The sequence below is a fragment of the Vibrio gazogenes genome, from assembly GCF_023920225.1.
GTDB lineage: Bacteria > Pseudomonadota > Gammaproteobacteria > Enterobacterales > Vibrionaceae > Vibrio > Vibrio gazogenes.
Genome location: NZ_CP092588.1, coordinates 876,576 through 901,224 on the forward strand (window position 1 = coordinate 876,576; position 24,649 = coordinate 901,224).

The 24,649-nt window shown below is 45.2% G+C and carries 21 protein-coding genes; 8 read left to right on the forward strand and 13 right to left on the reverse strand.

The genetic code is table 11. The annotated features are described in order from the left end of the window. Positions 1-178 precede the first annotated feature (178 nt). Positions 179-1,852 (forward strand): SulP family inorganic anion transporter, encoded by a 1,674-nt coding sequence (locus MKS89_RS19515; protein WP_072955747.1) that lies wholly within the window; start codon positions 179-181, stop codon positions 1,850-1,852. 69 nt (positions 1,853-1,921) lie between these two features. Here the strand turns inward: MKS89_RS19515 and MKS89_RS19520 are convergent, their stop codons facing one another. The 3 genes from MKS89_RS19520 to MKS89_RS19530 all read right to left on the reverse strand — a co-directional run bounded on the left by MKS89_RS19520 (position 1,922) and on the right by MKS89_RS19530 (position 5,468). Continuing rightward, positions 1,922-2,131 carry a hypothetical protein gene (locus MKS89_RS19520; protein WP_072955503.1) on the reverse strand — a complete coding sequence of 70 codons (210 nt, stop codon included), beginning with the start codon at positions 2,129-2,131 and terminating at the stop codon, positions 1,922-1,924. 445 nt (positions 2,132-2,576) lie between these two features. Then, a complete protein-coding gene (locus MKS89_RS19525; protein WP_077316392.1) occupies positions 2,577-4,562 on the reverse strand; it encodes a sensor domain-containing diguanylate cyclase in 1,986 nt (661 codons plus the stop codon). 129 nt (positions 4,563-4,691) lie between these two features. Beyond that, positions 4,692-5,468, reverse strand: coding sequence for a hypothetical protein (locus MKS89_RS19530; protein ID WP_131814864.1), 777 nt, complete (start codon positions 5,466-5,468; stop codon positions 4,692-4,694). 354 nt (positions 5,469-5,822) lie between these two features. On the opposite strand from MKS89_RS19530, the gene MKS89_RS19535 reads away from it, so the two are divergent. Next, on the forward strand, positions 5,823-6,488 hold the full coding sequence (locus MKS89_RS19535; RefSeq protein ID WP_072955494.1) for a phage repressor protein CI: 666 nt from the start codon (positions 5,823-5,825) through the stop codon (positions 6,486-6,488). A gap of 259 nt (positions 6,489-6,747) precedes the next feature. Here the strand turns inward: MKS89_RS19535 and MKS89_RS19540 are convergent, their stop codons facing one another. After that, on the reverse strand, positions 6,748-7,179 hold the full coding sequence (locus tag MKS89_RS19540; RefSeq protein WP_072955491.1) for a GNAT family N-acetyltransferase: 432 nt from the start codon (positions 7,177-7,179) through the stop codon (positions 6,748-6,750). A gap of 347 nt (positions 7,180-7,526) precedes the next feature. On the opposite strand from MKS89_RS19540, the gene MKS89_RS19545 reads away from it, so the two are divergent. After that, complete coding sequence (locus MKS89_RS19545) at positions 7,527-8,153, forward strand: helix-turn-helix domain-containing protein (protein ID WP_072955488.1); 627 nt, start codon at positions 7,527-7,529, stop codon at positions 8,151-8,153. Positions 8,154-8,318: 165 nt separating this feature from the next. Here the strand turns inward: MKS89_RS19545 and MKS89_RS19550 are convergent, their stop codons facing one another. Then, positions 8,319-8,732 (reverse strand): GFA family protein, encoded by a 414-nt coding sequence (locus tag MKS89_RS19550; protein WP_072955485.1) that lies wholly within the window; start codon positions 8,730-8,732, stop codon positions 8,319-8,321. A 312-nt stretch (positions 8,733-9,044) separates the two neighbouring features. On the opposite strand from MKS89_RS19550, the gene MKS89_RS19555 reads away from it, so the two are divergent. Beyond that, positions 9,045-9,470 carry a VOC family protein gene (locus tag MKS89_RS19555; RefSeq protein ID WP_072955482.1) on the forward strand — a complete coding sequence of 142 codons (426 nt, stop codon included), beginning with the start codon at positions 9,045-9,047 and terminating at the stop codon, positions 9,468-9,470. Between the two features lie 98 nt (positions 9,471-9,568). Here MKS89_RS19555 and galM read toward each other — a convergent pair whose 3' ends face one another. The 3 genes from galM to MKS89_RS19570 are packed head-to-tail and all read right to left on the reverse strand — an operon-like array spanning position 9,569 to position 12,856. Then, positions 9,569-10,621 (reverse strand): galactose-1-epimerase, encoded by a 1,053-nt coding sequence (gene galM / locus MKS89_RS19560; RefSeq protein ID WP_072955479.1) that lies wholly within the window; start codon positions 10,619-10,621, stop codon positions 9,569-9,571. A 10-nt stretch (positions 10,622-10,631) separates the two neighbouring features. Next, positions 10,632-11,792: a galactokinase gene (gene galK / locus MKS89_RS19565; RefSeq protein ID WP_072955477.1), complete on the reverse strand. Its 1,161-nt coding sequence runs from the start codon at positions 11,790-11,792 to the stop codon at positions 10,632-10,634. Positions 11,793-11,803: 11 nt separating this feature from the next. Continuing rightward, positions 11,804-12,856 carry a UDP-glucose--hexose-1-phosphate uridylyltransferase gene (locus tag MKS89_RS19570; protein WP_072955475.1) on the reverse strand — a complete coding sequence of 351 codons (1,053 nt, stop codon included), beginning with the start codon at positions 12,854-12,856 and terminating at the stop codon, positions 11,804-11,806. A gap of 799 nt (positions 12,857-13,655) precedes the next feature. Between MKS89_RS19570 and MKS89_RS19575 the strand changes: the two genes are divergently transcribed. Genes MKS89_RS19575 through MKS89_RS19585 form a run of 3 tightly spaced genes read left to right on the forward strand, consistent with a single transcriptional unit; the run spans position 13,656 to position 16,763 of the window. Beyond that, positions 13,656-13,856 carry a DUF1656 domain-containing protein gene (locus MKS89_RS19575; protein WP_072955472.1) on the forward strand — a complete coding sequence of 67 codons (201 nt, stop codon included), beginning with the start codon at positions 13,656-13,658 and terminating at the stop codon, positions 13,854-13,856. A gap of 4 nt (positions 13,857-13,860) precedes the next feature. Next, positions 13,861-14,715, forward strand: coding sequence for an efflux RND transporter periplasmic adaptor subunit (locus MKS89_RS19580; RefSeq protein ID WP_072955469.1), 855 nt, complete (start codon positions 13,861-13,863; stop codon positions 14,713-14,715). Continuing rightward, positions 14,712-16,763: an FUSC family protein gene (locus MKS89_RS19585; protein ID WP_072955465.1), complete on the forward strand. Its 2,052-nt coding sequence runs from the start codon at positions 14,712-14,714 to the stop codon at positions 16,761-16,763. The genes MKS89_RS19580 and MKS89_RS19585 overlap by 4 nt, the downstream gene beginning before the upstream one ends. Before the next feature lie 25 nt (positions 16,764-16,788). Here MKS89_RS19585 and MKS89_RS19590 read toward each other — a convergent pair whose 3' ends face one another. The 3 genes from MKS89_RS19590 to MKS89_RS19600 form a co-directional block, all read right to left on the reverse strand. Next, positions 16,789-17,325, reverse strand: coding sequence for a thioesterase family protein (locus MKS89_RS19590; RefSeq protein WP_072955744.1), 537 nt, complete (start codon positions 17,323-17,325; stop codon positions 16,789-16,791). A 201-nt stretch (positions 17,326-17,526) separates the two neighbouring features. After that, a complete protein-coding gene (locus MKS89_RS19595) occupies positions 17,527-20,289 on the reverse strand; it encodes an immune inhibitor A domain-containing protein (RefSeq protein WP_072955462.1) in 2,763 nt (920 codons plus the stop codon). Between the two features lie 99 nt (positions 20,290-20,388). After that, positions 20,389-20,658 carry a hypothetical protein gene (locus MKS89_RS19600; protein WP_072955459.1) on the reverse strand — a complete coding sequence of 90 codons (270 nt, stop codon included), beginning with the start codon at positions 20,656-20,658 and terminating at the stop codon, positions 20,389-20,391. 713 nt (positions 20,659-21,371) lie between these two features. On the opposite strand from MKS89_RS19600, the gene MKS89_RS19605 reads away from it, so the two are divergent. Continuing rightward, positions 21,372-22,778: a glycoside-pentoside-hexuronide (GPH):cation symporter gene (locus tag MKS89_RS19605; protein WP_072955457.1), complete on the forward strand. Its 1,407-nt coding sequence runs from the start codon at positions 21,372-21,374 to the stop codon at positions 22,776-22,778. A 186-nt stretch (positions 22,779-22,964) separates the two neighbouring features. Here the strand turns inward: MKS89_RS19605 and MKS89_RS19610 are convergent, their stop codons facing one another. Together MKS89_RS19610 and MKS89_RS19615 are read right to left on the reverse strand one after the other, a co-directional pair. Further along, positions 22,965-23,651: a gamma-glutamyl-gamma-aminobutyrate hydrolase family protein gene (locus MKS89_RS19610; RefSeq protein WP_072955455.1), complete on the reverse strand. Its 687-nt coding sequence runs from the start codon at positions 23,649-23,651 to the stop codon at positions 22,965-22,967. Continuing rightward, positions 23,624-24,598, reverse strand: coding sequence for an amidoligase family protein (locus MKS89_RS19615; RefSeq protein ID WP_072955453.1), 975 nt, complete (start codon positions 24,596-24,598; stop codon positions 23,624-23,626). Before MKS89_RS19615 ends, MKS89_RS19610 begins: the two co-directional genes overlap by 28 nt. Positions 24,599-24,649 lie beyond the last annotated feature (51 nt).

Here is a 24,649-nt window from a genome sequence, read left to right on the forward strand (position 1 = left end):
TTCCTCAGACTGAACAATAAACGGCAGCGATTCTTATTGATGATGTTACGTTCATGTTGACTATTTTGCTGTCCTCTCTGGTTTTATACCGAAATCATGAAATTATTACTAGTTGCTCTTTACAGTGTAAAACATCCTTGTAAGATCTAGTCTCCTTTCTCTTTTAATGGTTATGGTCATGATTGCCTGTTATGAGTCCTATAAAGCCGGGCTCTTTCATCCTTCTCAATGGTTACGAAATATTAGCGCTGGCGTCATTGTCGGCGTGGTTGCTTTACCCTTGGCAATGGCGTTTGCAATTGCATCAGGTGTGAAACCGGAACAAGGTCTGTACACGGCTATCATTGCCGGCATCCTCGTTTCGTTGTTCGGTGGGTCGCGCATTCAAATCGCAGGGCCGACGGGTGCTTTTATCGTGTTATTGTCCGGTGTTGTTCATGATTACGGTATCACTGGCTTACAAATTGCAACCATGATGGCAGGTGTTTTCCTGCTGCTGTTGGGTATTACCAAACTTGGCAGCATTATTCGGTTTATTCCTGATCCGGTCATTATTGGTTTTACCAGCGGTATCGGGGTCATTATCTGGGTCGGACAATGGCAGGAATTCTTCGGTTTACCGCAAATTCATGGTGAACATTTTCATCAGAAACTGCTATCCATCTATCACGCTTTCCCTCAGTTAGACTGGCAAACGACCGGCTTGGCTTTGCTATCTTTGGTGATTGTTATCTATGGACCGAAGATCCCGAAACTGACCAAAGTCCCCGGTCCGTTGCTGGCGCTGGTGATCGTAACACTGTTACAGAACACGCTGCATCTCGACGGTATCCGTACCATCGGAACTGCGTTTGGTGGCATTCCTCAAGGGTTACCATCGGTGACGCTGCCACAAGCGAGTCTTGCTGATTTGATTCCGTTGATCGGCCCTGCATTTGCAATTGCGATGCTAGGAGCAATCGAATCTCTTTTGTCTGCTGTGGTTGCAGACGGGATGACCGGGACAAGACACAATTCAAATCAGGAGTTAATCGGTCAGGGGATCGCAAATATGGTTTCTCCCCTGTTCGGTGGCATTGCTGCAACAGGAGCGATCGCCCGAACGGCGACCAACATCCGTAACGGTGGCAATAGTCCGCTGGCTGGCCTTGTCCACACCGCCACCCTCATTATCATCCTACTCCTGCTCGCGCCACTGGCGGTCAATATTCCACTTGCTACCTTAAGTGCAATTTTGTTCGTGGTCGCGTGGAATATGAGTGAAGCTCGACATTTTCTCAAACTCCTGAGACGGGCTCCGAGAGCTGATGTCCTGATTCTGCTGATTACTTTCTTCCTGACTGTCTTTGCCGATCTGGTTGTGGCGGTCAATATCGGGGTCATTCTTGCTGTTTTGCACTTTGTTAAACGTATGGCGACAAGTGTTGAAGTCAAAGCCAGTACCAATGTTGAACTGGCTGATGAACTGGCACATCAAGGCATCACACAATTGCCACCTGAACTGGCAGTTTATGCGTTGGAAGGACCATTTTTCTTTGCCGCCGCAGATGCCTTTGAACGTGTCATGCACAGTATTTCGGACAAGCCGCAAATTCTGATATTACGTCTGAAATGGGTGCCATTTATGGACATGACTGGCCTACAGACACTGGAAGAAATGGTTCAGGATTTTAGACGTCGAAATATCCAAGTGATAATCTCCGGCGCCAACGCTCGGGTCACGTATAAATTACGCAAAGTCGGTATCATACAACAGATTGGTGAAGATTATTATTTCGCTGAATTTCAGGCAGCGCTACATACTGCATTACAAATTATCGGATCTACACCACATCCATCAACAGAGACATAACGTTTACAAGGTTTCAGAGGGAAGACTTCAGGACATACCACCTGAAGTCTCTTTGCTCACTTGAAAAGATCAGGAAGATTCCGGTTCAGCCAGAGCAACGAGCTGAGGTTTATAGACACCTTCAAAAGAGAGCAAGCGGATTTCGATTGTTCCGCCGAAGAATTCCAGCTCAACACGAGGATCTTGACTATCCTTCAGTTGCGCATCGAACGTTTCAAACAGGTCAGCCATAAAATTCCTGACCGCCTGCTCGGAATATTCCGAATAATTTTTCTTCATATTTATACCTGCCAACGGTTTTGTGAACTGATCGTGTCGCCAGTTTCATAATGAATTATTGATGTGAATCACGTATATCAAGATAAGCCAAGGAGCAAAACTCTAGGGGCTGTTGATCTTTCATGGTTGAATTTTGTTCAATCTGAACGGGTATTGATCGCGGCGCGGGGCATGCCGCTTAGCTATCCTAAGCAAATGACCCGTAACAAAGAGCAAGACACGTTCAGATGAACAGCCCCTAGAGGTTTCGTTTTCAAATGGAGATATTTTTATATTTTAAAGCCACAATGGTCAACCGATCACAATGTGTTTTTTATCCCCTTCATGTTCATTCTGACGCTATCTATCACAAATATGTAACTTTTAAATGACAATAAAATTGATATATTACAATGCTGCATCAGTAAAATAAGCCTGTCATGTAATAAATGGCTGTGTGCTTTGGTCATGATTTATGTTGGCGCATTTGAATAAGCCGGCGCTCGCCTGACTCAACTCGATTTTTACCTCTGCCTTTGGCGGTATACAAAGCCATATCAGCACGCTCTATCATCTGTTCGGCATTTTCATTGTCCTGCTGTGTCACAACTCCGAAGCTACACGTGCAACGTCCCACCACATCAAAATCATGATTCATAAATAACTGACGGATATTTTCTGCCAGAATACGAACGCCATGGTGATCCGTTTCAGGACATACCACCAGAAACTCTTCCCCTCCCCATCGGCCGGGAATATCGGTCTTTCTTACATGATGTTTCAATAGTTCGGCAATTTTGCATAACACTTCATCACCGATTTGATGACCGAAGGTGTCGTTCACGACTTTAAAATCATCAATATCAAACATAATCATCGATAAAGGATGCTTATGACGGTTTGCCCGAGATATTTCTCTTTCCAGAGTTTCATCTAATTTCAGGCGGTTATGCATTCCAGTCAACCGATCAGTGACAGACAGCACTTCAAGATGCTTACGGTCAGTAATATTCTGCTCTACAGTGGTATACCCAATCAGACGTTTATTGGCATCGTAAGTCGGTTCAATATAAGCCAGCACCCAATATACTTCACCGGTTTTACTTAGCTTTTTGATCTCTCCACTCCAGGATTGGTCAGCCAGAATGTTATCTTTTATATCGGCCGGGAGATGTTTAGAGACATCCGGGTGACAAAGTCGATAATATGATTGGCCTTGTAGCTCTTCGGCTGTACACCCAGAGGCCTGACAAAAAGCCTCAGACACAGATTCAAGATGATCGTCTAAATCAACGGTAGCATGAATCACATAATTATCGATGATTGTATTTGCTACCAATAGCTTATTAATCGTTTTCTGTGATTTAAAATACATAGAGAAAATATAATAACCAAATAAAATAAAGAAAATAACAAAACCGCCAATCATCACAATATGATGATCATGGATGGATTTCTTTAAAACCTCTAAATGTTTTTTCTCAACATAATAGATAATTTTCAACGGATAGTGGGGGGACTTGCGTTCTGCATCGCTGACATAAAATCTCGTACCACTGAGCTTACCACTTTTTTCCACATTTAATAATGTGTCAAAGGCCCCGATTTCATGATCATCAATAAATGTTCCTGAGGTTTCTGCACTAATCTTTTTCCAAACTTGAAGATGGTCAATTGGCATTTTAATTTGATATTTCAACTTATATTTTTTTTCGAGTGAATTATCTGAAGCAATTTTAAACCATTGTCCCATATTGTTTGAAATCCAGAGGTTTTCATTAATGTTATAAATACGACTCAATAAATTATCGACTTTATAACTGATGATCAGCACCCCTTTCAGGCTTTTATTTTTCGACATATTTTCTATCTTCTCACCGAGTACCAACACGGGTACATCATTAATTGCGTTGATACTTTCTTTCATATCGATACTGAGTGGTGAGATAAATATTTTCTTTCTGGGGAATCCCATAATATCGTTAAAGTAAGACACTTTTCTAATATTGGTCAGCTCCTTTTCCTGAGTAACTGAGACTCCTCTTGCCTTGTAACTGATTTTAATTTGTTCTTGTCCAGAAAAATCAACCCATTTTACTTCTGTATAGACTCGACGAGATTGAATAAAAGTACGCCATAGTGATGTGATTTTTTCAGTTTTCAGATGCCCGGATTGATCGAACTCCGCAGCAGAGAGTGTCCTTTTAAAAAAGTTCATATCACTCACACGCCATCTCAATGCATTTTCAAGCGCTTTTCTAGCACTGAATATTTGGTTACTTGCATTGTTAATCATGGTCGTATCGACTTTATATAACTCGACCCGATAAAGCATTGATAACAAAAATAAAAATGTACCTACCAGTAGGCTATAAAACAAAAATAGCTTCGGAAATTTTCTGGTCAGTATCACTTTAGAGCTTCCATCAGAATAAATCCTATGAATTACCATTCATAACTTCTTAGCCCAGAATTTAGCATGGATTACATTAGTATAAACTAAGTATGGTGCATCGTTACAATAACGCAATATCTGATTGATTTTTCGAGCAGAAGCAGATTGACCAATAATACGGATGCTCTACTCCGGGAGTTCGGCCTCACTGATCACAAGCTCTGACATTTTATCAACCATCGCCTGTGAAAATATCGTTTTACGTTCGGTTTCCCACACTGGTGAGGCGATACTGACCAGCACCAAACCTAAACCAACGTAGAGTGAGACCGGAAAGGATTCTTCCAGAGAAAGTGACGCCCCGGCGGCGGTGATCGACTGGGCCAAGAGTGATTCATGCCCAAGTCCTAACTGACTTAACAGTTGCTCATCGTTAATTAGGTATTGCAACATATGCAGCGATTCCCCAATTAATATTTCTACCGATGAAATGACATGTGTTGCCAAAGAGATGTCAATTTCAATGCTTAGGGCACCCAGTCCTAATGTCAAAATCTGTGGATGCCGATGACGAAAGTAGTCACCAGAGAGTAAAGTCGTGAGATGTTTTCGATATCCCGGTAACACCAAATAAGTGTTGTGATTATAAGTTTTTACGTAAGCCGTGATGTCCAATTCCGCACATAACTGCAACGGATCATAAGGTGGTATCGTGGGATGTTCAGGCGACCGTTGATACTTCCGGTGATACAGTAGTGACAAAAATTCCCACCATTCATTCGGAGATAAAATCGTGATATCAACCCTATCAGAGATATATTTCAGTGGAATATCCCGTGCAGCTTGTTGTGAAGAGAGTGCCGGCCAATATATCGGTGAGTGTTTCCAGTAAATTGGACACTTTCGAGATTTTTCAGTGACGCATGCGGACGTTTCAGTATCCAAATCGAATTCATTGCTCATCATCATTCCCAGTACAAAATATCATTCAGCCATTCAGTGCTGAAACCTAGCTGAAAAAAAGCCCTCAAATGAGGGCAAAGCAATGACCGGAATCGACAAAAGAATTTCGTCATCATCCGGTACAGCATAGGTTTCGCGTAAAACGGGTTGTGGATTTCTCCATCATAGGCAACAGCAATTGAACATTTTATTGATTCAAATGCGTAGATTATGGAGTGACTTCATAAAAAGTGTATTTAAGGCTATTTGCAGAAAAGCCATCATGTTATCCTGTTAAGTCATTGTTTATTCAGCATGTAATGCAGGCTTGCCTTTCTACATAACATGCTCATTTGAGGATATTATTGATCGCATATGAGTAAAAAACAAGTTTCATTGCCGCCTTTTGACTATCTTGCTGGGAAGCAGGTCACAGAAAAACTATGCAACATATTAAACGTCAAAAGTACGCGCGCTCTGTCCGAGCAACTCAACGTCCCGACATCGACTTTCGCGACATGGCATAAACGAAATGTCTGCCCTTATGAGCTGGCAATAAGACTACATTTACATAAGGGGATTTCTTTAAAGTGGCTACTGCTCGATGAAGGTGATCCTTATCCGAATGCTGCCGCTCATGAATATCATGTCAATGATGAACCAAAACGTCTGGTACATATTGATTTGTTTGCGTTGAAAAATGGACAACTCAATCATCGCGGAACGATGACATTGGATCAGTTCTTTTTAGATGAATTGGAGATTTCCAATGTCATTGCAGTCCGCGATGGGGATATGACTTATCTGGTTGATCAGGAAGCTACCCGAGCAGTCAGCGGCACTTATCTGCTCAATGTTGATGGCCTATTATCGATTAATGCGCTGCAACGTTTGCCGGGTAAACAACTGGCTCTGAACTTTGATGGTTCTGCTTTGACAGTCAACGAATCCGATATCAAAGTCGCCGGAAAAATTGTCTTATTCATGTCCCGTAGACAATCTCAGGCCGAGACCCTCGATAAGACAGGTGAAACGGTTTAGTTTCTGGGGGCTGTTGACCTTTCGTGGTTGAATTTTGTTCAATCTGAACGGGTATTGATCGCGGCGCGGGGCATGCCGCTTAGCTATCCTAAGCAAATGACCCGCAACAAAGAGCAAGACACGTTCAGATGAACCCTCTGGGCAGCATTTGTCGCTCATTTATCCAGCGTTAGGTCATGGTTCATGTAGATCGCTACACTTCACATGACCTGCCTTGACTAAATGCACGACAAATTGCTGCAAAAAACATCACGAAAGGTCAACAGCCCCTAGAGTATATATCGGGGTACCAGATGTGCATCAACCTTTCGGGATGTTCAACTTGTACAAAACCATGTTGAGCATAAAGGCCGTGCGCATCTTTCGTTGTGAGTAATATACGCCGTAGCCCCTGCAAGTCGGGGGCCTCAAGAATCGTTGCCATCAACCATTTACTCAACCCTTTTCCGCGATGCGCTTCCAAAATAAACACGTCCGCCAGATAAGCAAAAGTGGCTTGATCCGTGATCACTCTGGCAAAACCAACCTGCTCTCCTGAATCTAAATACACCCCAAAGCAAAAGGCATTTTCAATCGCTTTGCGAAGTACAGACTCCGGAATATTTTCAGCCCAATAACTTGTTGATAAAAAATCATAAATAATATCGAAATTCAGTTCCTTCTTATCCGAGCTGATATAATACCCCTTCATGATGACCTCCTTGAAAAACATCAGACAACACCGCACGAACGCTTCTACCGAGAAGCGACCACACGTGAGAAAATATCAAGATATCATCTCATTATCTGACTGAATAACAAGGACTAACAATCAAGCAAGTCACATGATTTCAGATGAAAAACTTTTTCAGTGAAGAAACTTTTTTAGTCAAGAAGTTTGTCGCTGATCGCAGAACATGTTTGCATATGAAATAAATCTAACCCGATACTACGTCCCTCCTACAATCGATGGTATTCTGATTCGCACTGTTTGTTCAGCATGGATAACAGGCTTGCCCTTCTGTTTACATGCTCAATTGAGTTCATTATTGATCGCATATGAATAAAAAACAAGTTTTATTACCAACAATTGACTATCAGTTAGGTAAACAAGTGACTGATAGAATCAGAGAAGTCCTAGACATCAAGAGCGTACGGGCTCTGGCAGAAAATGCAGAGATATCTTATTCAACGATTACAACTTGGCACCAGCGCAATAGTTGCCCATTTGATCTGGCTATCCGGTCTCATTTGCATAAAGGTGTTTCTTTAAAGTGGCTGTTATTGGGAGAAGGGACGCCCTATCCAAATGCGGCAACGCATGCCTATCAGGGAGACAATAATGAGGTCAAAAAACTGATCGAGATTGATCTCTTTTGGCTGAAAAATGGCAAGTTGGTTCAGGATGGGACAATAACACTGGAGCAGTTCTTGTTGGATGAACTATCCATCACCAATGTGATTGCGGTTCGCGAAGAAGGTCATACCTATATTGTCGATCAGGAAGCACAACAAGCTGTTTCCGGGAGTTATCTCATCGATTTCGATGGCCTGTATTCAGTCAACGATATTCAGCGATTACCCGAAAAGCAATTGGCCATTGATTTTAAAGGTTCACCATTGGTTGTCGCTGAAGATACGCTGAAAGTCTCCGGAAAGGTCGTCCTACGAATGTCCCGCGGATAAACACCAAATAGGCGAAACAGTTGATGAGTCAGGATACGAGACCGAACAGTGTACTTCACTGATTCAGCGTTCGCCTTTCAATAACGGCAGCCAAGTTCCATGGCTGTCGTCGATTTGTGGTGTTCAGCAAAAATCAGGACGGTTTTCGAGCAAAATGCAACGCGCTCAAGCCTGTTTTTCGACCGTCGGCATTCCTTCCGGAATAATATCCCAACTCAATTTTTCACTCGTCCATGTATGAAGTGATGGTGCAAAAAGCGTATCGTCAGCCAATCCGGCTGGCTTCAATTTTAATTTGATGGCGTCCGGTTTCGCCGGATTTACATGATAAATACGCACACCACAATCCGGGCAGAATTTAGCAACATTGGTATTGCCACTCTCGGCAACTCGACGCCACTCTTTCATTTCTCCGGAGAAACGAATATTTTCAGCAGAGATCAGCGCTGTGACACTAAAAGGTGCACTGGACAGCTTTTGACACTCCTGACAATGGCAAGCAATGACTCTTTGCGGTGCAGCAAGTAATTCGTAGGTGACCTGACCACACGGGCAGGCTCCATGGATAGGGAACTCCATCTTAAATATCTCCTCGATTGTTGTATGTTTTCCGGTACGGACGCCCCCATTGAAGTACGACGTATCGAAACTAAACCATCATCGCAGAACAATACATTTGACTCAATCACTTGATGTGCGGTTTCCCAAAACCAACGCAACATCTGGCGTTGTGTAACTCAAACAAAAAAATTAAAAAAATGCTTTACCTCAAGTTAACTTGAGGTTTTATATTCGCTCATGAGTTAACAATAATGAGTAACGAGACATCTTGATGCCAAACCCAATCATATCGTTGGCGATAAATTCTCAAAATAAGATAAGGAGTTCATGATGATTCATTTAGAGCACGTTAATCTGGTTGTCCGGAAAGATGACATTCCTGCCATGCTGAAATTTTATCAGGCAGTTTTTCCACACTGGCATATCAGAGATCAAGGTGTATCGGATTGGTACGGTAAAGCTCGGACATGGCTCCACTTTGGCGACGATTATCAATACCTAGCGATCAGTGACAACGGTGAAGGAGAAAACCGGGACTTGACTGGTCATCAAGTTGGGTTAGCACATTTTGCTTATGTCACCAATAACCTTGACGCTGTCATTACTCGCCTGACTGATGCCGGGTTCGACATTGCAAAAGATGGCGCAGCACACCCACATCGGAAAAATATTTACTTTATTGACCCGGCAGGATTTGAAATTGAGTTTGTTGAGTATATGAGTGACATTGTCAGCGAAAGGAATAGTACGATTTAATCTGCGTGATCACTGATAATATGCCGAATAACAATGCTCCGGCATATTATCATAGACGTACATCAATATGCTTCAACAACTGCATATCGGGGCAGTTGTTAAAACTCAAACTGATAACAAGTTGTGTGCTGATAGGTTTCACCCGGTTTTAAAATACAGCTGGGTTGTTGCCATTCAGGATGGTTGGGGGAGTCCGGTAAAAACTGCGTTTCTAAAGCAATCCCCGCATATTGGGAGTAGACATGATCACCACGTCCCGGCGTGCCTGTCAGCCAGTTACCGGTATAAAGCTGGATAGCCGGCATCGTGGTGGTGACATGCATCTGAATCCGCTCATCAGCACTGGTTAATGATGCCACGCGGCTCGCTAAATCACGTTCAGCGCGGAATAAGTAGGCATGATCGTAGCCTTGCGCGGTCATTTGCTGCTGATCTTGCATTAAATCAGCTTGCACTTGTTTGGTACGCCGAAAATCAAAACCGGTGCCAGTCACATCTTGCAGCGACCCGAGCGGAATTCCTGTATCACTAATCGGCAAAAACGCATCCGCATCTAACCAGAGAGAATGGTCGAGACAAGAGTCTCCCAGATCGGCACCGTGCAGGTTAAAATAAGCGTGATTGGTCAGACTAACGGGCGTCGGTCTATCCGTTGTCGCATGATATTCAATCAACACCTGATCAGCTTCAGTCACGGTATACGTTACCGAAACGACTAAATCACCGGGGAATCCCATCTCACCATCCGGAGATGTGGTAGCAAACCGGACTTGATTGTCTGTCAGTTCCGCGACATCCCAGCGACGATTGTGAAACGCATGTTTGCCACTATGCAGACAATTACCGTTTTCATTCGCATCAAGCTCATATTGTTTGCCATCCAGTGTAAAACTAGCATTGGCAATTCGGTTGGCATAAGGCCCGATAGTCATCCCCAAATAGCTTGTCTGAGTCAGCAACGTCTGTTCAGAATCAACCCCCAGCAACACTTCTCGCATTTCCCCCTGACCGAGTGGTAACTGGCAACTGAGCCAAGTGGCTCCCATCGGGGTAAGTTCGAGACGCATCCCGCGCGAGTTCTGCAAAACAACCGAGTCTTTCCATTGCGTTTGATGCTCTGCCGATGTTTGTTCGGCAAATGATTTTTGCATAATTATGTCCTCATGATTCGGAAATCAGGCCTGCCCCTTGTGTCGATCGGCAGACATAGATAGATGCTTGCAAACCAGTCGCAGCTTGATACTGCGTCTCAACGGCAGTCCGGACTCTTGCCACGCATGCAGGCGGCACTAATGCAACCACACATCCACCGAAGCCACCACCGGTCATCCTGACACCACCCTGTTCGCCGATCTCCGTTTTTATCAAATCTACCAGTATATCGATTTCTGGTACTGTTATTTCAAAATCATCCCGCATTGACATATGGGACTGTGCCATCAGTTCGGCAACCGTGTGGATGTCACCGGCAGCAAGGGCTTGGGCCGCTTTACGAGTCCGGTCATTTTCAGTAATCACATGCCGGGCTCTTCGGGCAACAACCTCATCCAGCTCACTGAACCGTGCGTTTAGCTGTTCCAGCGTCACATCCCGTAACGCTTTGACACCAAACTGACGCGCCGCTGCTTCGCACTGCTCACGACGCGTATTATATTCGCTGTCAACCAAGCCGCGCTGTTTATTTGAATTGATGATCATGATAACCATCTCGGAGGGGAGCGACACCGCCTGAGTCGTTAAGTCCCGGCAATCAATCAACAATGCATGATTTTCATGCCCTTCCGACGAGATCAGTTGGTCCATAATCCCACAGTTACAGCCGACAAATTCATTTTCTGCCTGTTGCGCATTCAACGCAATCTCTTGCTGGCTAATTTCAAGGTTCAGTAACACTTTAAATGTTTGTCCAATCACGACTTCCAGCGCAGCAGAAGAACTTAATCCTGCGCCTTGGGGAACATTACCACTGACCGTTATATCCAGACCACATAGCGAATAGCCGCGTTCAATTAAGCACTTCACCACACCACGGATATAATTCGCCCACATATTATCAGGCTGAAATTCAATCGGTGCATTGAGATCAAATTCATCGACCGCATTCTGATAATCACAAGCCACCACCCGAATACGGGTATCCTGACGTTTCGCGGCAGCCACAACCGTCTGATAATTAATTGCACAAGGCAAAACAAACCCATCATTGTAATCGGTATGTTCACCAATCAAATTGACGCGACCGGGCGCCTGAATCAGATGACTCGGCTGATATCCGAAAACTTCGGCGAATGATGTTTTTACATTTTGAATTGGATTCGACATCTTGTTTCTCTTTATTGTTCTTTATAATGAATCTCACTGACATCACGCAAATACTGCGCCGCTTGTTCCGCTGTCAGATCTCGCTGCGTTTCAGCCAGCATTTCATAACCCACCATAAACTTACGTATCGACGCACTACGTAGTAACGGTGGATAAAACAACGCGTGCAGTTGCCAGTGGTCAATATCCGTCCCTTGCTCAAAGAATGGCGCATAATGCCACCCCATCGAATAAGGGAAGGAACATTGGAATAAATTGTCGTATCGGCAGGTGAGTTTTTTGATAGCCAGTGCCAGATCATCGCGCTGTTCATCGGTCAGATCGTTCATCCGACGCACATGCGTTTTCGGCAACAAAAGTGTCTCATAAGGCCACACCGCCCAGAAAGGCACCACCGCCAGCCAGTGTTGCGTTTCGACCACGGTTCGCGAGCCATCATTCAACTCAGTCTGAACATAATCGACCAGTAGATTAGAGCTATTTTGCTCAAAATACGCTTTCAGCTGTTTATCTTTACGCTCAATTTCATTCGGCAGAAAGCTGTTGGCCCAAATCTGACCATGCGGATGCGGCTGAGAGCAGCCCATCAGTTCACCTTTATTTTCAAAGGCCTGTACCCAAACATAGGACTGCCCCAGTTCTTCGATTTGCGCATTCCATGTCTCAATGACTTGACGAATCTGTTGTGGCGCAAGTTCCGGCAACGTTTTGCTATGATCAGGAGAGAAGCATATCACGCGGCTTAATCCCTGCACGCCCTGCACTTTCAGCAACGGATTGTCGGTTTCAGGTGCAGCGGGAGAATCCGGCATCAACGCTGCAAAGTCGTTGCCAAAGACATAAGTGCCCGCATAGTCAGGGTTCACCTCTCCTGAAACCCGCTGATTACCCGGACACAAGAAACAAGATTCATCATAGGATGGTACATCACTGTGACTGGGCGGTTCGTTGAGCCCACTCCATGGACGTTTAGCCCGATGTGGCGAGACCAGTACCCATTGCCCGGTCAGCGGGTTGTAACGGCGATGAGGATGAGCACTCGGATCAAATAATTGATTTGTCATTGTCACTTACTCTTTATGCATGAATGCAGACAGAAAACTCATGAACCATTCAGGTTGAAGACGACCAGTGCCAAACCATTCGCTCTTTCAGCACGCGTTCAGCTTGCCAGTCATCATCCCTAAATAAAATGTGAGTCTAACAGCACCACTCTCTCTGTTTCTGTGATTAAAACCACACTGTGGAAACGTTTACACTAGGGGCTGTTGGACGAAACGAGGTGTGCGATTTCTCCCCTTGATCAGGCCGACTCAGATGATGAAACCGAACCGTTTGAATGCTTTTCTTGTTAATACTTTTCTTGTTAATAAGAATGCGCTAGCATGAATTGATATCGCCCAAATCGCTTCGGCGTAACATCTTCGGTAGGGGCTGTTGACCTTTCGTGATGGTTTTTGCAGCAATTTGTCGTGCATTTAGTCAAGGCAGGTCATGTGAAGTGTAGCGATCTACATGAACTATGACCTAACGCTGGATAAATGAGCGACAAATGCTGCCCAGAGGGTTCATCTGAACGTGTCTTGCTCTTTGTTACGGGTCATTTGCTTAGGATAGCTAAGCGGCATACCCCGCGCCGCGATCAACACCCGTTCAGATTGAACAAAATTCAACCATGAAAGGTTAACAGCCCCTAGCACTGGTCAGGATACCATGCAGCAACCCATGCTGTTCTTTTCCGCGTGATATAAACGTCGTATCATAACCAACTTCCTGCCTGCGGGAGCGCCAAAGCAGTATCTTGATCTCATCTATCGCATGACTGTCATGAAGCCCATGACAGCTTAATTTAAGGGAGCATCAGTGTTACACGAAATTCCATTTTTAGGGCTGCTCTTTAGTCCGTTGGTGGTTTACATCCCTCTCGCACTCGGGATCACGTACCTTATCCGGATCGTGCTATTTCACACCGGTCTCTATGCAAAAATCTGGAAACCAGCATGGATGTTAGTCAGTCTTTTTGTCTGTATTTTATCTCTTTCTATCACACTCTATGGAGCATAACGCGATGAAAAAATTTTCGACTATCATCATGATCCTGATCGCCGTCTGCTCCGGTTACTGGCTCTGGCATCATTATATGCTGACGCCCTGGACCAGAGATGCGAGAGTAAACGCCCATATCATTACCATCTCACCGGATGTCTCCGGTTTTGTCACACAGGTTGCGGTCAACGATAATCAAGCCGTCCATCAGGGACAACCGCTGTTCCAGATCGATCCGAAACGTTACGAGATTGCTGTTTCTCAGGCCAATGCGACCCTGAAAAATCGTTTTGCGGCTTGGGAGTTGTCAAAGCACAAATATGAACGGCGTAAAAATCTGCCGAATCAAGATTCGATCAGTAGTGAAGATCTGGAAACCGCCCGAATCAACATGGATATCGCCAAAGCAAATTATCAACTGGCTCAGGCCCAGTTAGATGAAGCGCAGCTCAATCTCGCAAGAACTAAAATAACGGCACCATTTGACGGTACGGTGATTAATCTGAACTTACGCTCCGGGAATTACGTCCGCCAGGGGACGTCTGTGCTGGCATTAGTTGAAAAGAACTCGTTCTACATCACCGGTTATTTTGAAGAAACGAAAATCGCCAAAATCCAGCTCGGACAGCCCACGACGATTCAACTGATGAACGGACAACCCCCGCTGACCGGTAAAGTGCTGAGCATTGGTCGTGCGATTGCAAACAGCAACACCAATACCAACAGTCAGTTACTACCGCAGATCCAACAAACATTTAACTGGGTCAGGCTCGCTCAGCGTATTCCGGTGAATATCCGGCTGGATGATCAAGTCGATCAACAGCAGCTCAGTGCCGGCATGACCGCTTCAATCACCATACAGGAATCAGCTGAGTGAGTGCATCCGTCCTCGCCAAGGCCATCTTTTTCCCGCAGCGTTCGGCAGTTATTTTTGCCACCAAAGGGATTATCGCAATGGCCCTGTCATTATATGTGGCAATGTATTGTCAGTTAGATCGCCCTTATTGGGCGCTGGTCTCGGCTGTGTTTCTGCAAATCAGACCCGAAAGCGGACTGGTCATCGAAAAAGGAATCAGCCAAATCAGCGGCACCTTGATCGGGGGCTGCATCGGCATTTTGATTATGAACGGGTTGATGCCATTCCCGGAACTGGCATTACCGGCACTGGCGCTCTGGCTGGGAATCATGGCGTATAGCTCTGCCATGGTACGTAATCCCAATGCCACCTATGCCTATACGATGGCTGGTATGACACCGATACTCATCGTTGTGTTGACCATGGCGCAACCGGCAGCAACAATCTCCAGCCATACTGTATTTGATGTCGCTCAGGCACGGATGAGTGAGCTGATTGTCGGTTCGGTCTGCGCCACATTCATCAGCCTGTTTTTCTGGCCGACACATATCAAAGACAGTCTGCACGACCTATCCCGTGTGGTCGTCAATCGGACATTGCATTATCTCGATCATGAGCTGGACGAACACAAAACCCATCAGGAACGCCATCAGGCGCTTGACTCAATTTTGGAAATACTGGCCCAACTGAATGAAAGTACCAGTGCGGTTCAGTATGAAGGCCCGCAAGGTCCCAGTATTTATCGGGCTATTTCTCTGCTGAATAACAAAATCATGTCGTTGCTGGCTGTGATTCAAATCTTTGGCCGGGTCAAACGTTATCACCCCGAGCTGGATAGCCCGTTTCTCAATGAAATCGTCCGGCATATCCGCGAATCCGTCTGCCAGATGAAAGTAGAAACGGACCGACAAATCTGCTACCAAATTGCGAAAAATCTGCGCCAAAAACTGCTCATCCTCAAGCAGTCTACGGAGCAACCTAGCCCGATAGAATTACGCTTGATCAAAGTTGCTATGGAAATGTCGGCGGATCTGGTCGTGGTCTTAACCACCTATCAGGCGATTTTCCACCGTGAAGGCACGCGACTCCATGCGCCGAAGTTTCAACCCCATCGCGATCCGTGGATCGGTATTTCCGTCGCATTGAGAACCGTGAGTGTGTTCGCCATTTCTGCGACACTCTGGATTTTTACCGGCTCATCCGCGGTGATCCTGATGATGATTCTGCCCGTCGTCTTTTCGATGATGATGGCGCGTTTACCACTCAACATTGTCACCATCGTGCTGAAACGACTGACGATCAGTGCCATCGTAGCTGTTGGTGTCGCCATTTTTTATGCACTGAATATTCTGGCCCAAAGTTCGGCCGATTATATTTTGCTCTTGATGGTTCTGGCCGGCCCTTATTTTCTTGGTCTTCTGGCATTGGCAAACCGTCCGACCCTGCCTTACGGGCTCGGCTTTTGTATTCCGTTCACGATTTTGACTCGCCCCGGGCCGGATATGAGCCTGTCATTTTCTATCGACTTCGCGCTCAGTAGCGGGCTGGGAATTATCTGCGGCAGTTACCTGTTGTATTGGCTATTCCAAATTATCACCGGCCCCAGTCTGAAACTGATTCAAAAAGGCGTCTTAAGAGCAACGGTGAAGGATTTGAAGTCACTCTCATCTCATCAGGAAAATGAAGAAACCCGTTTTAACGCCCGAATGACCGATCGACTTCTCCGCTCCATCGCCGGAGAACCAACACCGGAGCGACAAAGAATGACAGATATTGTGCTGACGGGGCTCAATCTCGGCCATATTATTCTGCGTTTCAGCCGAATGTTAAACACGCTCGGATTGAATCAACACACCTCATCGTACCGACATTGGCAGACGGTATTGGCAGACGCTTATGGATTGGCCGCCCAAGGTCGGCATAGCGAACCATTTCAAATGGCTTCCGAGCAATTATTGGTCGACTTACAAGCCGCAGGGGTCAGCGAAGCACAAATTCGGATGATTGAAGGGATGATGCAACGGATCGGCTTTACATTTGAGAGAACAGCAAAGAGTATCAACGCGTGATACGCTACTGCATGATTGGTAATCCTCAAATCGCATTCTGCTCTTTCTTCATTTGTAACAAGGCTTTCCAATTTTGAATGTCTTGTGGCAGCTCCGGTGCATGATGTAATTCGAAGTCAGCGACCCGGAGTAATTGAGCCGTCTCCACTTTATGGCCTTTACAGATAAACAAGGCACGGATATTCGCAATCGCATGTAATCCGGCTTCACTGGTAAATCGTTGTTCCAGATAAAAATACTTCTCATCCCAACCGAGAATACGGCTATCAATATGGAATTTTTGCAAGGGCTTGATCGCACGTATAAACGTGAATTCAGAAGCATTGACGACCGGCAACCAACTGCGCTTGAGAAACGGTTTCAACAACCCCATTTCCGCCAACAGATAAGTGCGGCCTAAATCCATGAGTGCCGGATAACGTGCATTCGTCAGATGTAAATTGATATCACAATCCGTTGGCCAGGCGCGAAATCCTAATCGGGAATTATCCAACAAACCGAGACGCCGACAAAAGCGCATCCGCCAAATCAAAAGCCACATGAAACGGAAATAAAGGTTCATGATTTTCCCCTTGCTCTGCATTGCATCCATTCATTCGATAAAAAGCAGCGTAATCGAAAACTGGTCATACCACAATAAATATACGGGGTACAACTTGGTTTTATCACGTTGCTTTGACGCAAAAAGTGCAACCGAAAGGTTGCACTTTGTCTGTGTCAAAACACATTGCTGTCAATAGAAACGGGCGATAGAAACGGACCGTTATAGATTGATATGAATGATTTTGGTTGTCGTCTTTCCATCGTTGTCTGTAATCGTCAATAACACCTCATATTGACCACGTTTAGGGAACGTATGTATCAGCGACACACCATGCTTCTCTTCACCATCGGGAAGTGTCCATTTGGTATCAACGATATGTCCGTCTTCATCCCAACTCGTTGACCACATCATCACAGTCCGAAAGAAATTGAAATGCCAAACGCGTGCAATCGGTGCCTGACTCGGTTCAAACACAGTGACCGATTTACTGACGCTATCCGTTGCCCCCTGATCATCGGTAGCCGTTAAAGAAACACGATAAGTCCCTGGTTTTTGATACGTCCACGTCGGTGCTGCTGCGGTACTCGTCTGACCGTTACCGAAATTCCAGTGATAACTGACAATATTGCCGTCAGGGTCTTGGCTACGGTTAACAGTTGAGATGGTCAGATCACTTACCGTGAAATCAAAATCAGCCTCGGGTGCCGCATTGGGTGTCGATTGCCGGGCGATCTTAATCACACCATATTGATTATTTTCCCCATGTTCCAACACGTCGATTTGTAGTCCCAGTTCAGTCAATAACCGCCCTGCATCGGGTTGGCCGGGATTGCTGTAATCCTGATCATCGGCAAAATTAGCATTTCCAATCAGGCTGCTATCTTCCAGTACATCGCCATCATTATTGACCAGACGCAACGGCGCTTGATCTTGCAATGAGAATGCTGCATCACGCACTTGGTAACGAGTTTGTGCCGCTTGAGCACTGTTGGCCCAGACCAAAGTATTCTGGTCAGCATCAACCACACCGAGCCAGCCTTCACCGGGGTGATTGCCAACCCAGTTATCGGTTAAGGACTCATCCACATACCAAACCAGCAGACCCGGTTCGAACGACATTAAATCGTTGAAGCGCCGTAAGTGGCCCAGACCGGCATCGACACCTTCATGGCTTCGCCACTGGAGCAGATAGTAATGGTCAGCCGTATGGAAACCATTGTTGAGACGGAAACCGTCAAAAGTGAACGTCGGTGTACTTTCGGCATCATCAAGCAGCGTTGTTACGCCATCCGAGTCCAGTTGCAGGTTATCCACATAGAGACCAGCCATAGCCAGACCGCCGTCGGTGATGTACTCAAATCCTAAGTTAATTTCCTGACCGGCCCACTTCGACAGATCAAATTCAGCATCGACCCAGCCTTGTGATTCGCCTGAAATCGCGGGTACCAGCCCCGTGTTTTGCGGATCGTCCATGGTGGTGATATTGCCGACAACGGACTCACCATTCACCGTGACTCTCGCGAAATCATAGTCCTTCTCGATTTGATACCACGCTTTGAACTTCAACGTCACATTGGATGCATTCGGCACCATTAAAGTGCGATGCATTTTGTTCTTCAGGCTATCGCCTTTATCTGAATAAAAATCATAACTGCCTTCATACGGTGGCAAGTCTTCAACTTGTTTCGGCGGCAGCGGAATCTTAATCAGATTTTGTTGCTCAGTATCGTTGGTCTGATGCAGCTTAATCACTTTGGCATGTTGTGCTAGCTCATCTAACGTCACTTCTGTCGGGTTGACCCAATTACCACCGACGGCATCTTGCAAGAACTGTTTCGACCAGGCCGAAAATGCGGTCGGTTCTGTGCCCGGAACCTTTCCGGCCCAACTGCCTGAAGACATAATTGACCAGTAAGAGACCGGTTCACCTTTACCGGTATATTGCGTGTCATATTCATCGGGTAATCCCAAATCGTGTCCATATTCATGAGCACAAACCCCCGCGGCCGCATCGATGGGCTGCATGGTATAGTCATAGGCTGCATACTGGCCGTTAAACCGGCCCGGGACATTACTCTGTGTGCCTTTCAGGACATAAAACTGTCCTAGGTTATGGCGGTGTGACCAAATCGCATCATCACCCAACACCCCACCACCGGCTTCTTCGCCAACTGATGAGTGGAAGACCATCAGGTGATCGATCACACCATCCGGTTCACGGTAGTTGCCATCATTGTCGTAGTCGTAGCGATCTTCAATATCAAAATCAGCAAGGTTGATATTGGGATCTTTAGCTAGTTGATCGAGCGCTTCACGAACCAGTTGCTGTGGGTTGACATCATTGCCACCGGATTCACTGTGCCCCCCATAATAAGCCGCTTCATGTGTCGCGTGATACCATCCCATGACTTGACCGGACACCCCGTAACTATCACCGGATTCCTGATGATAATATTGACGCATTGAGATCAGATTCTGCCCGTTCGGACCGTCATAACCGGTATCAGAAAATAATAACGACTGATAATGTTCAGGCAGATAATCGGCATAGAACATATCGGTCAGTTCTGGGGTCAGCCGGTTGTCATTCCATGGCAAATCAGGAAAATCAATCAACAAGGCAAGCACTTTATCATTACGCTTCTGGCTAACATCCAGCGCAAAAACATTGTGTTTTTGACTCCCTTTCCCTGCTTTCATTGCTTTTAGCACTTTTGCCCGGTTGAACAGTGCTTTCTTCCCAAGCTGATCATCACCACGAAAGCCCTGATCAATTTTTTTTGCCAAGTATGCTTTGAGTGCACGGTATTTGGCCTCTTCAGAGGCATGACGATCAACCACACCCTTGCGAATCAGCATTTCAATCAGTTTTTCTTCATTCACAACCCCCATATCGACCGGAGCATGTGCATGGGTATAACTGCTGATGCCAATACAGCTCATCACTGCTGTTACGAGCAAGGTTTTCCTCATTTTTATCATTGGATAATCCTTCTTATTTTTTTATGTTACAAATAGCCAACTCTTCCTGAATTTTGATCAAGGATAAAATCAAAACAAACAGGTTCGTTGTGGGTGAAATTATTGTTTAGGTGGTGCAATGCATGATTTCGAAACAGTTGTTTCAGATGCTTCTGATGATTTAGCTTCTGACGATTTATCCGGATGCATTTTGGCTTTTCTATGCAGATAAATACGCAGTGCTTCTTGCTGTTCTTCGTAGGTTAAACCTTGACAGATAACACCACGTTGAATCAGTGACTGGAGTAGTTTTTCATCCTGAGGCGGAGAGCCGGAATAAACCTGAGCTGAGAAGCTCAACGTCAATAAAAATGCGATCCTTGCTTTCATATTGAGTCTTTTTCTGTAATTGATTTTTACAAAATATATTTATATTTACATTTTATCAACAAATAATTCTTAATTTAAACTATTTAGATAATACTTTGAAAATATCATGAACAGTTATCATAATATGACCACTACTAATTGATAAAAAAGAAGATATAGTGAAATATAACTATCATCCAAATTATTATCATGATAATAAAATAATTTATATTGAAATACATTTGAACAAATATCACAAATAAATCCAATTATCCCTGTTTGTATAGTTCATACAACACAAAGCGACATTTGTCTCATTTTTAGTATCGATGTTTCACAACAGAGAATGGTAAAATTAAATACATGGTGATTGTTTTCTTCTTCCATCTCTACTTTTAAATATTCACTCACCATGTGACTCGATAAATTATCTATTTTTTATAATCGGCTTAGACTAACAATTGAGTATTTTCCTAATGATTACGTTTTTTTATTCTTGATGTCTCCTATTGTTTAATTGTGTCTCATGTCGCAAATATCATCAAAACTTAGTTCAACATCAAATGCAAGTAATTGATTTTAAATATTTTTATTGTTTTACAAATGACTCTTTCTGTAATATTTGTCACATTAATAAAATATCATAAAACCATTATTAATTTAGACAAATTGATTATATCTCACAAACTAACACAATAAATATTAGTGAAACTGTACCCTGGAGAATAAATAAAATGACTACGACGACTACCAATAAATTGTCGGTCAGAGAGAAAGTCGCGTATGGCTTAGGCGATACCGGATGTAACTTTGTCTGGCAGACCGTCATGCTTTTTTTAGCTTACTTTTATACGGACATTTATGGGCTCTCTCCCGCACACATGGGAACCATGTTTTTGCTTGTCCGTTTCATTGATGCCGTGACAGACCCGATGATGGGTTCAATTGTCGATAGAACCCATTCAAAACATGGCCGCTACAGACCTTACCTGTTGTGGATCGCCGTCCCTTTCGGAGCCGCTTGTATGTTTGCTTTTTTCACCCCGAATTTTGGAGAAACCGGCAAACTGATCTACGCCTATGCGTCTTATATTTTCTTAACCCTGATGTATACCGCAATCAATGTACCATACTGTGCGATGGCCAATGCGCTGACCAATGATTCGAGTGAACGGACATCACTACAATCATATCGTTTCGCCCTGAGTACAGCGGGTGGTCTGATCGTCACCATGGTTGCACTCCCGTTGGTGGATATCATCGGCAAAGGAAACGTGCAGAAAGGGTATCTGGGTGCAATGGCCGTCATGGGCCTCGGTGCTATCGCATTATTCTTTTTCAGCTTCGCCAACACCAAAGAACGCTATGTCCCAACCGAGGAAAGACAATCTGCATTACAAGACTTAAAACGGTTAATGAAAAATAGCCAATGGCGAATCTTGTTCATCGTCAACGTCGTGCTGCTTACCGGTGTCGTATTTAAAGGCGCATCAACGATGTACTATGTGAAAGTCGTCATGGGCCGAGCTGACCTTGCTACTATTTTCATGGTATCCGGCATGTTAGCGAATATTGTCGGGGCGATGTTATCTTCTCCATTATTCGGCAAATATAACAAACCAACCATATACCGCATTCTGATTATCATTTCCGGGATTCTCGCAGCAGTACTTTACTTCGTCGAACCCACCAATGTTCCTGCTGTGTTTACATTAGTCGTTCTGTTAGGTGTCGTGCAGATGAGTACCACTCCGATTTTATGGAGTATGATGTCGGATGTGGTCGACTACGAAAAAACCCGGAGTAATCGCTCACTCAGCGGCATGGTATTTTCAACTAACCTGTTTGCCATCAAACTGGGTATCGCCATTGGTGGTGCGGGTGTTGGTTGGATTCTGGCGTGGGCTGGATATCAAGGCGGCGCAGCCGTTCAAACGCCACAAGCAATCAATGCGATCAACTTATTGTTTACTGTGATCCCCGGCGTTTTCTTTGCAGCACTAGCGATATTCATGCTGTTCTATAAACTGGATAACAATAAGTTAGCCCAAATCAAAGCTGACTTAGCCGAACTTGAGCTGCCTGCGTCACAATCAACAGCACCAATCCAGACCCAGAAAGATCGGGAGGCGTTAATATAATCGTTCTGATTCAAGAGATTGGGTTTGAATCGAGAGAATGTTGAAGTGGTCAGTATGAACTGTTGGTTGCCTCAGGCAACCAACAGCACATAAAAGCAAGACTCAACCGATCCCATGTGTCACATGTATCCATACTACAAATTTAATCATCTATTCATTGAGTGAATTGCGAGCCAACCCTTTGAATTATAATTGATCTGCTTGACAAGCGGCTCCCTGACAGCAAAGCCAACGGAAAATCGCGAGTTGAGTGGGTAAATAAAAGAGGTATTCGGGGTGCCACTGAACCCCTAAAATCGGCGCCTGATCGGTGCTTTCTACCGCCTGCGTAAATTGGTCTAAATCCCGACCAACCACTTGTAAGTCCTGACCGACATTTTTGATCGCCTGATGGTGCAAACTATTCACCCGTAAATGCGTCTTTCTACAGAGTGCAGCCAGTTTTGAATTCGCACTGAGCTTCACCTGTTTGGTCGGGAGTAGCCCTGAACGGTTATATGTCCGTTGCCGCAACTCACTGATATCAGTGTATAAAGAGCCACCTTTGACCACATTGATCAATTGTAATCCACGGCAGATACCCAACAAGGGCTTCCGGTGTTCAAGCGCCCATTCAATCCAGCCAATTTCCAGTTGGTCACGCTCCGGATCGAGCCGTACCTGTTGATTGACATCACCACCGTAATGCTCGGGGCTGATGTCATCACCGCCACTAATGATCAATGCATCCAACGGTTCACCCGTCCATGCGTGATGAACACTCAGCCGGATCGACCGCGCACCAACCAGCCATAATGCAATCCGGGTACACCACCACGAAGGAGACCAGCGCCTGCCGTTCCCCGTTACACCCACCCTTGGTCGTTGAGCCATTGTGAAATCTCCTTTACCCAAATTTTACGTTCGACACCAATCAAGGGACGCTCTAATTGAAGAAAGCGTGCAGCCAGCATCTCGATAGCCTGTGGATCCGCCGCAAGCTGTTCGACAACACACCACAAATCCCAGCTCTTGGTCAGGTCCCAATCGGCATCTTCAATCCGACAGTCCGGCAGGCGATAGTGGAATGTCGGGCGAGATTTGATTTTGGGGTCATCAACCACCTGACGAACCCGATCAGCATCGATTTCGGCCAACAACGGCAGTAAATCCAGCGCACGATTACGCGTGGGATTATGTTTGAGATAGCTGTCGAACAGATGCGTCAAATCAACGGATGTATCAATGAGCAGTTCTTTCACATAAGCTTCCGGGTAAAGCGCAATATACGGGCTGATTCGCCGCGTCGGATCAACATCATGCGCTTCGACTAACCACCACTGTAATAAAGCAAAGGCTTTGAGATAGCGATTGATCGTGGCAGCACTCAAATCCGGTAATTCCGGATTGATATGCACACCAAAAGCAGCAATCAAAGAATCTTCTGTCCCTTTTGCTCCCGCTTTTCGCAGCGCAGGAATAAGTTGATTAAGCGGCTCCAGTTGATCCAGCGGAATCGGCGGACTGACAATTTCAAGGGGGACAACCGGCAGAGCGGCCTGATGTAACATATCGACCAGTTGATGACCATCGTCTTCCTGCCAAGCCGTTTGGGCTTTACGTTTGAGGAAATCCCAGTCTAATTCGAGATTGAACGTCCCTAAATCGTCGGTATGCACACGAAACTCAACCGCAGACCGCTGTTCAACTTGCCCCTCCAGAATCGAGCACAAGGGTTCAATCACTTGTTCAAGCGTCAAACCGGTAAATTCCAATTCAAATCCTACTTTTCTGACCGCACCTTGTTGCGTGTCAGTGACAGGCGGCATCTTAAATGACATTGATCAATCACCATTGTTGTACATCGTTTTATCAGTCTAGCATATCGACCT

Bases quoted from the DNA above. Each gene is read 5' to 3' on its own strand.
- MKS89_RS19515 (WP_072955747.1), top strand. From the start codon at position 179: ATGATTGCCTGTTATGAGTCCTATAAAGCCGGGCTCTTTCATCCTTCT.
- MKS89_RS19520 (WP_072955503.1), bottom strand. From the start codon at position 2,131: ATGAAGAAAAATTATTCGGAATATTCCGAGCAGGCGGTCAGGAATTTT.
- MKS89_RS19525 (WP_077316392.1), bottom strand. From the start codon at position 4,562: ATGGTAATTCATAGGATTTATTCTGATGGAAGCTCTAAAGTGATACTG.
- MKS89_RS19530 (WP_131814864.1), bottom strand. From the start codon at position 5,468: ATGAGCAATGAATTCGATTTGGATACTGAAACGTCCGCATGCGTCACT.
- MKS89_RS19535 (WP_072955494.1), top strand. From the start codon at position 5,823: ATGAGTAAAAAACAAGTTTCATTGCCGCCTTTTGACTATCTTGCTGGG.
- MKS89_RS19540 (WP_072955491.1), bottom strand. From the start codon at position 7,179: ATGAAGGGGTATTATATCAGCTCGGATAAGAAGGAACTGAATTTCGAT.
- MKS89_RS19545 (WP_072955488.1), top strand. From the start codon at position 7,527: ATGAATAAAAAACAAGTTTTATTACCAACAATTGACTATCAGTTAGGT.
- MKS89_RS19550 (WP_072955485.1), bottom strand. From the start codon at position 8,732: ATGGAGTTCCCTATCCATGGAGCCTGCCCGTGTGGTCAGGTCACCTAC.
- MKS89_RS19555 (WP_072955482.1), top strand. From the start codon at position 9,045: ATGATTCATTTAGAGCACGTTAATCTGGTTGTCCGGAAAGATGACATT.
- galM (WP_072955479.1), bottom strand. From the start codon at position 10,621: ATGCAAAAATCATTTGCCGAACAAACATCGGCAGAGCATCAAACGCAA.
- galK (WP_072955477.1), bottom strand. From the start codon at position 11,792: ATGTCGAATCCAATTCAAAATGTAAAAACATCATTCGCCGAAGTTTTC.
- MKS89_RS19570 (WP_072955475.1), bottom strand. From the start codon at position 12,856: ATGACAAATCAATTATTTGATCCGAGTGCTCATCCTCATCGCCGTTAC.
- MKS89_RS19580 (WP_072955469.1), top strand. From the start codon at position 13,861: ATGAAAAAATTTTCGACTATCATCATGATCCTGATCGCCGTCTGCTCC.
- MKS89_RS19590 (WP_072955744.1), bottom strand. From the start codon at position 17,325: ATGAACCTTTATTTCCGTTTCATGTGGCTTTTGATTTGGCGGATGCGC.
- MKS89_RS19595 (WP_072955462.1), bottom strand. From the start codon at position 20,289: ATGATAAAAATGAGGAAAACCTTGCTCGTAACAGCAGTGATGAGCTGT.
- MKS89_RS19600 (WP_072955459.1), bottom strand. From the start codon at position 20,658: ATGAAAGCAAGGATCGCATTTTTATTGACGTTGAGCTTCTCAGCTCAG.
- MKS89_RS19605 (WP_072955457.1), top strand. From the start codon at position 21,372: ATGACTACGACGACTACCAATAAATTGTCGGTCAGAGAGAAAGTCGCG.
- MKS89_RS19610 (WP_072955455.1), bottom strand. From the start codon at position 23,651: ATGGCTCAACGACCAAGGGTGGGTGTAACGGGGAACGGCAGGCGCTGG.
- MKS89_RS19615 (WP_072955453.1), bottom strand. From the start codon at position 24,598: ATGTCATTTAAGATGCCGCCTGTCACTGACACGCAACAAGGTGCGGTC.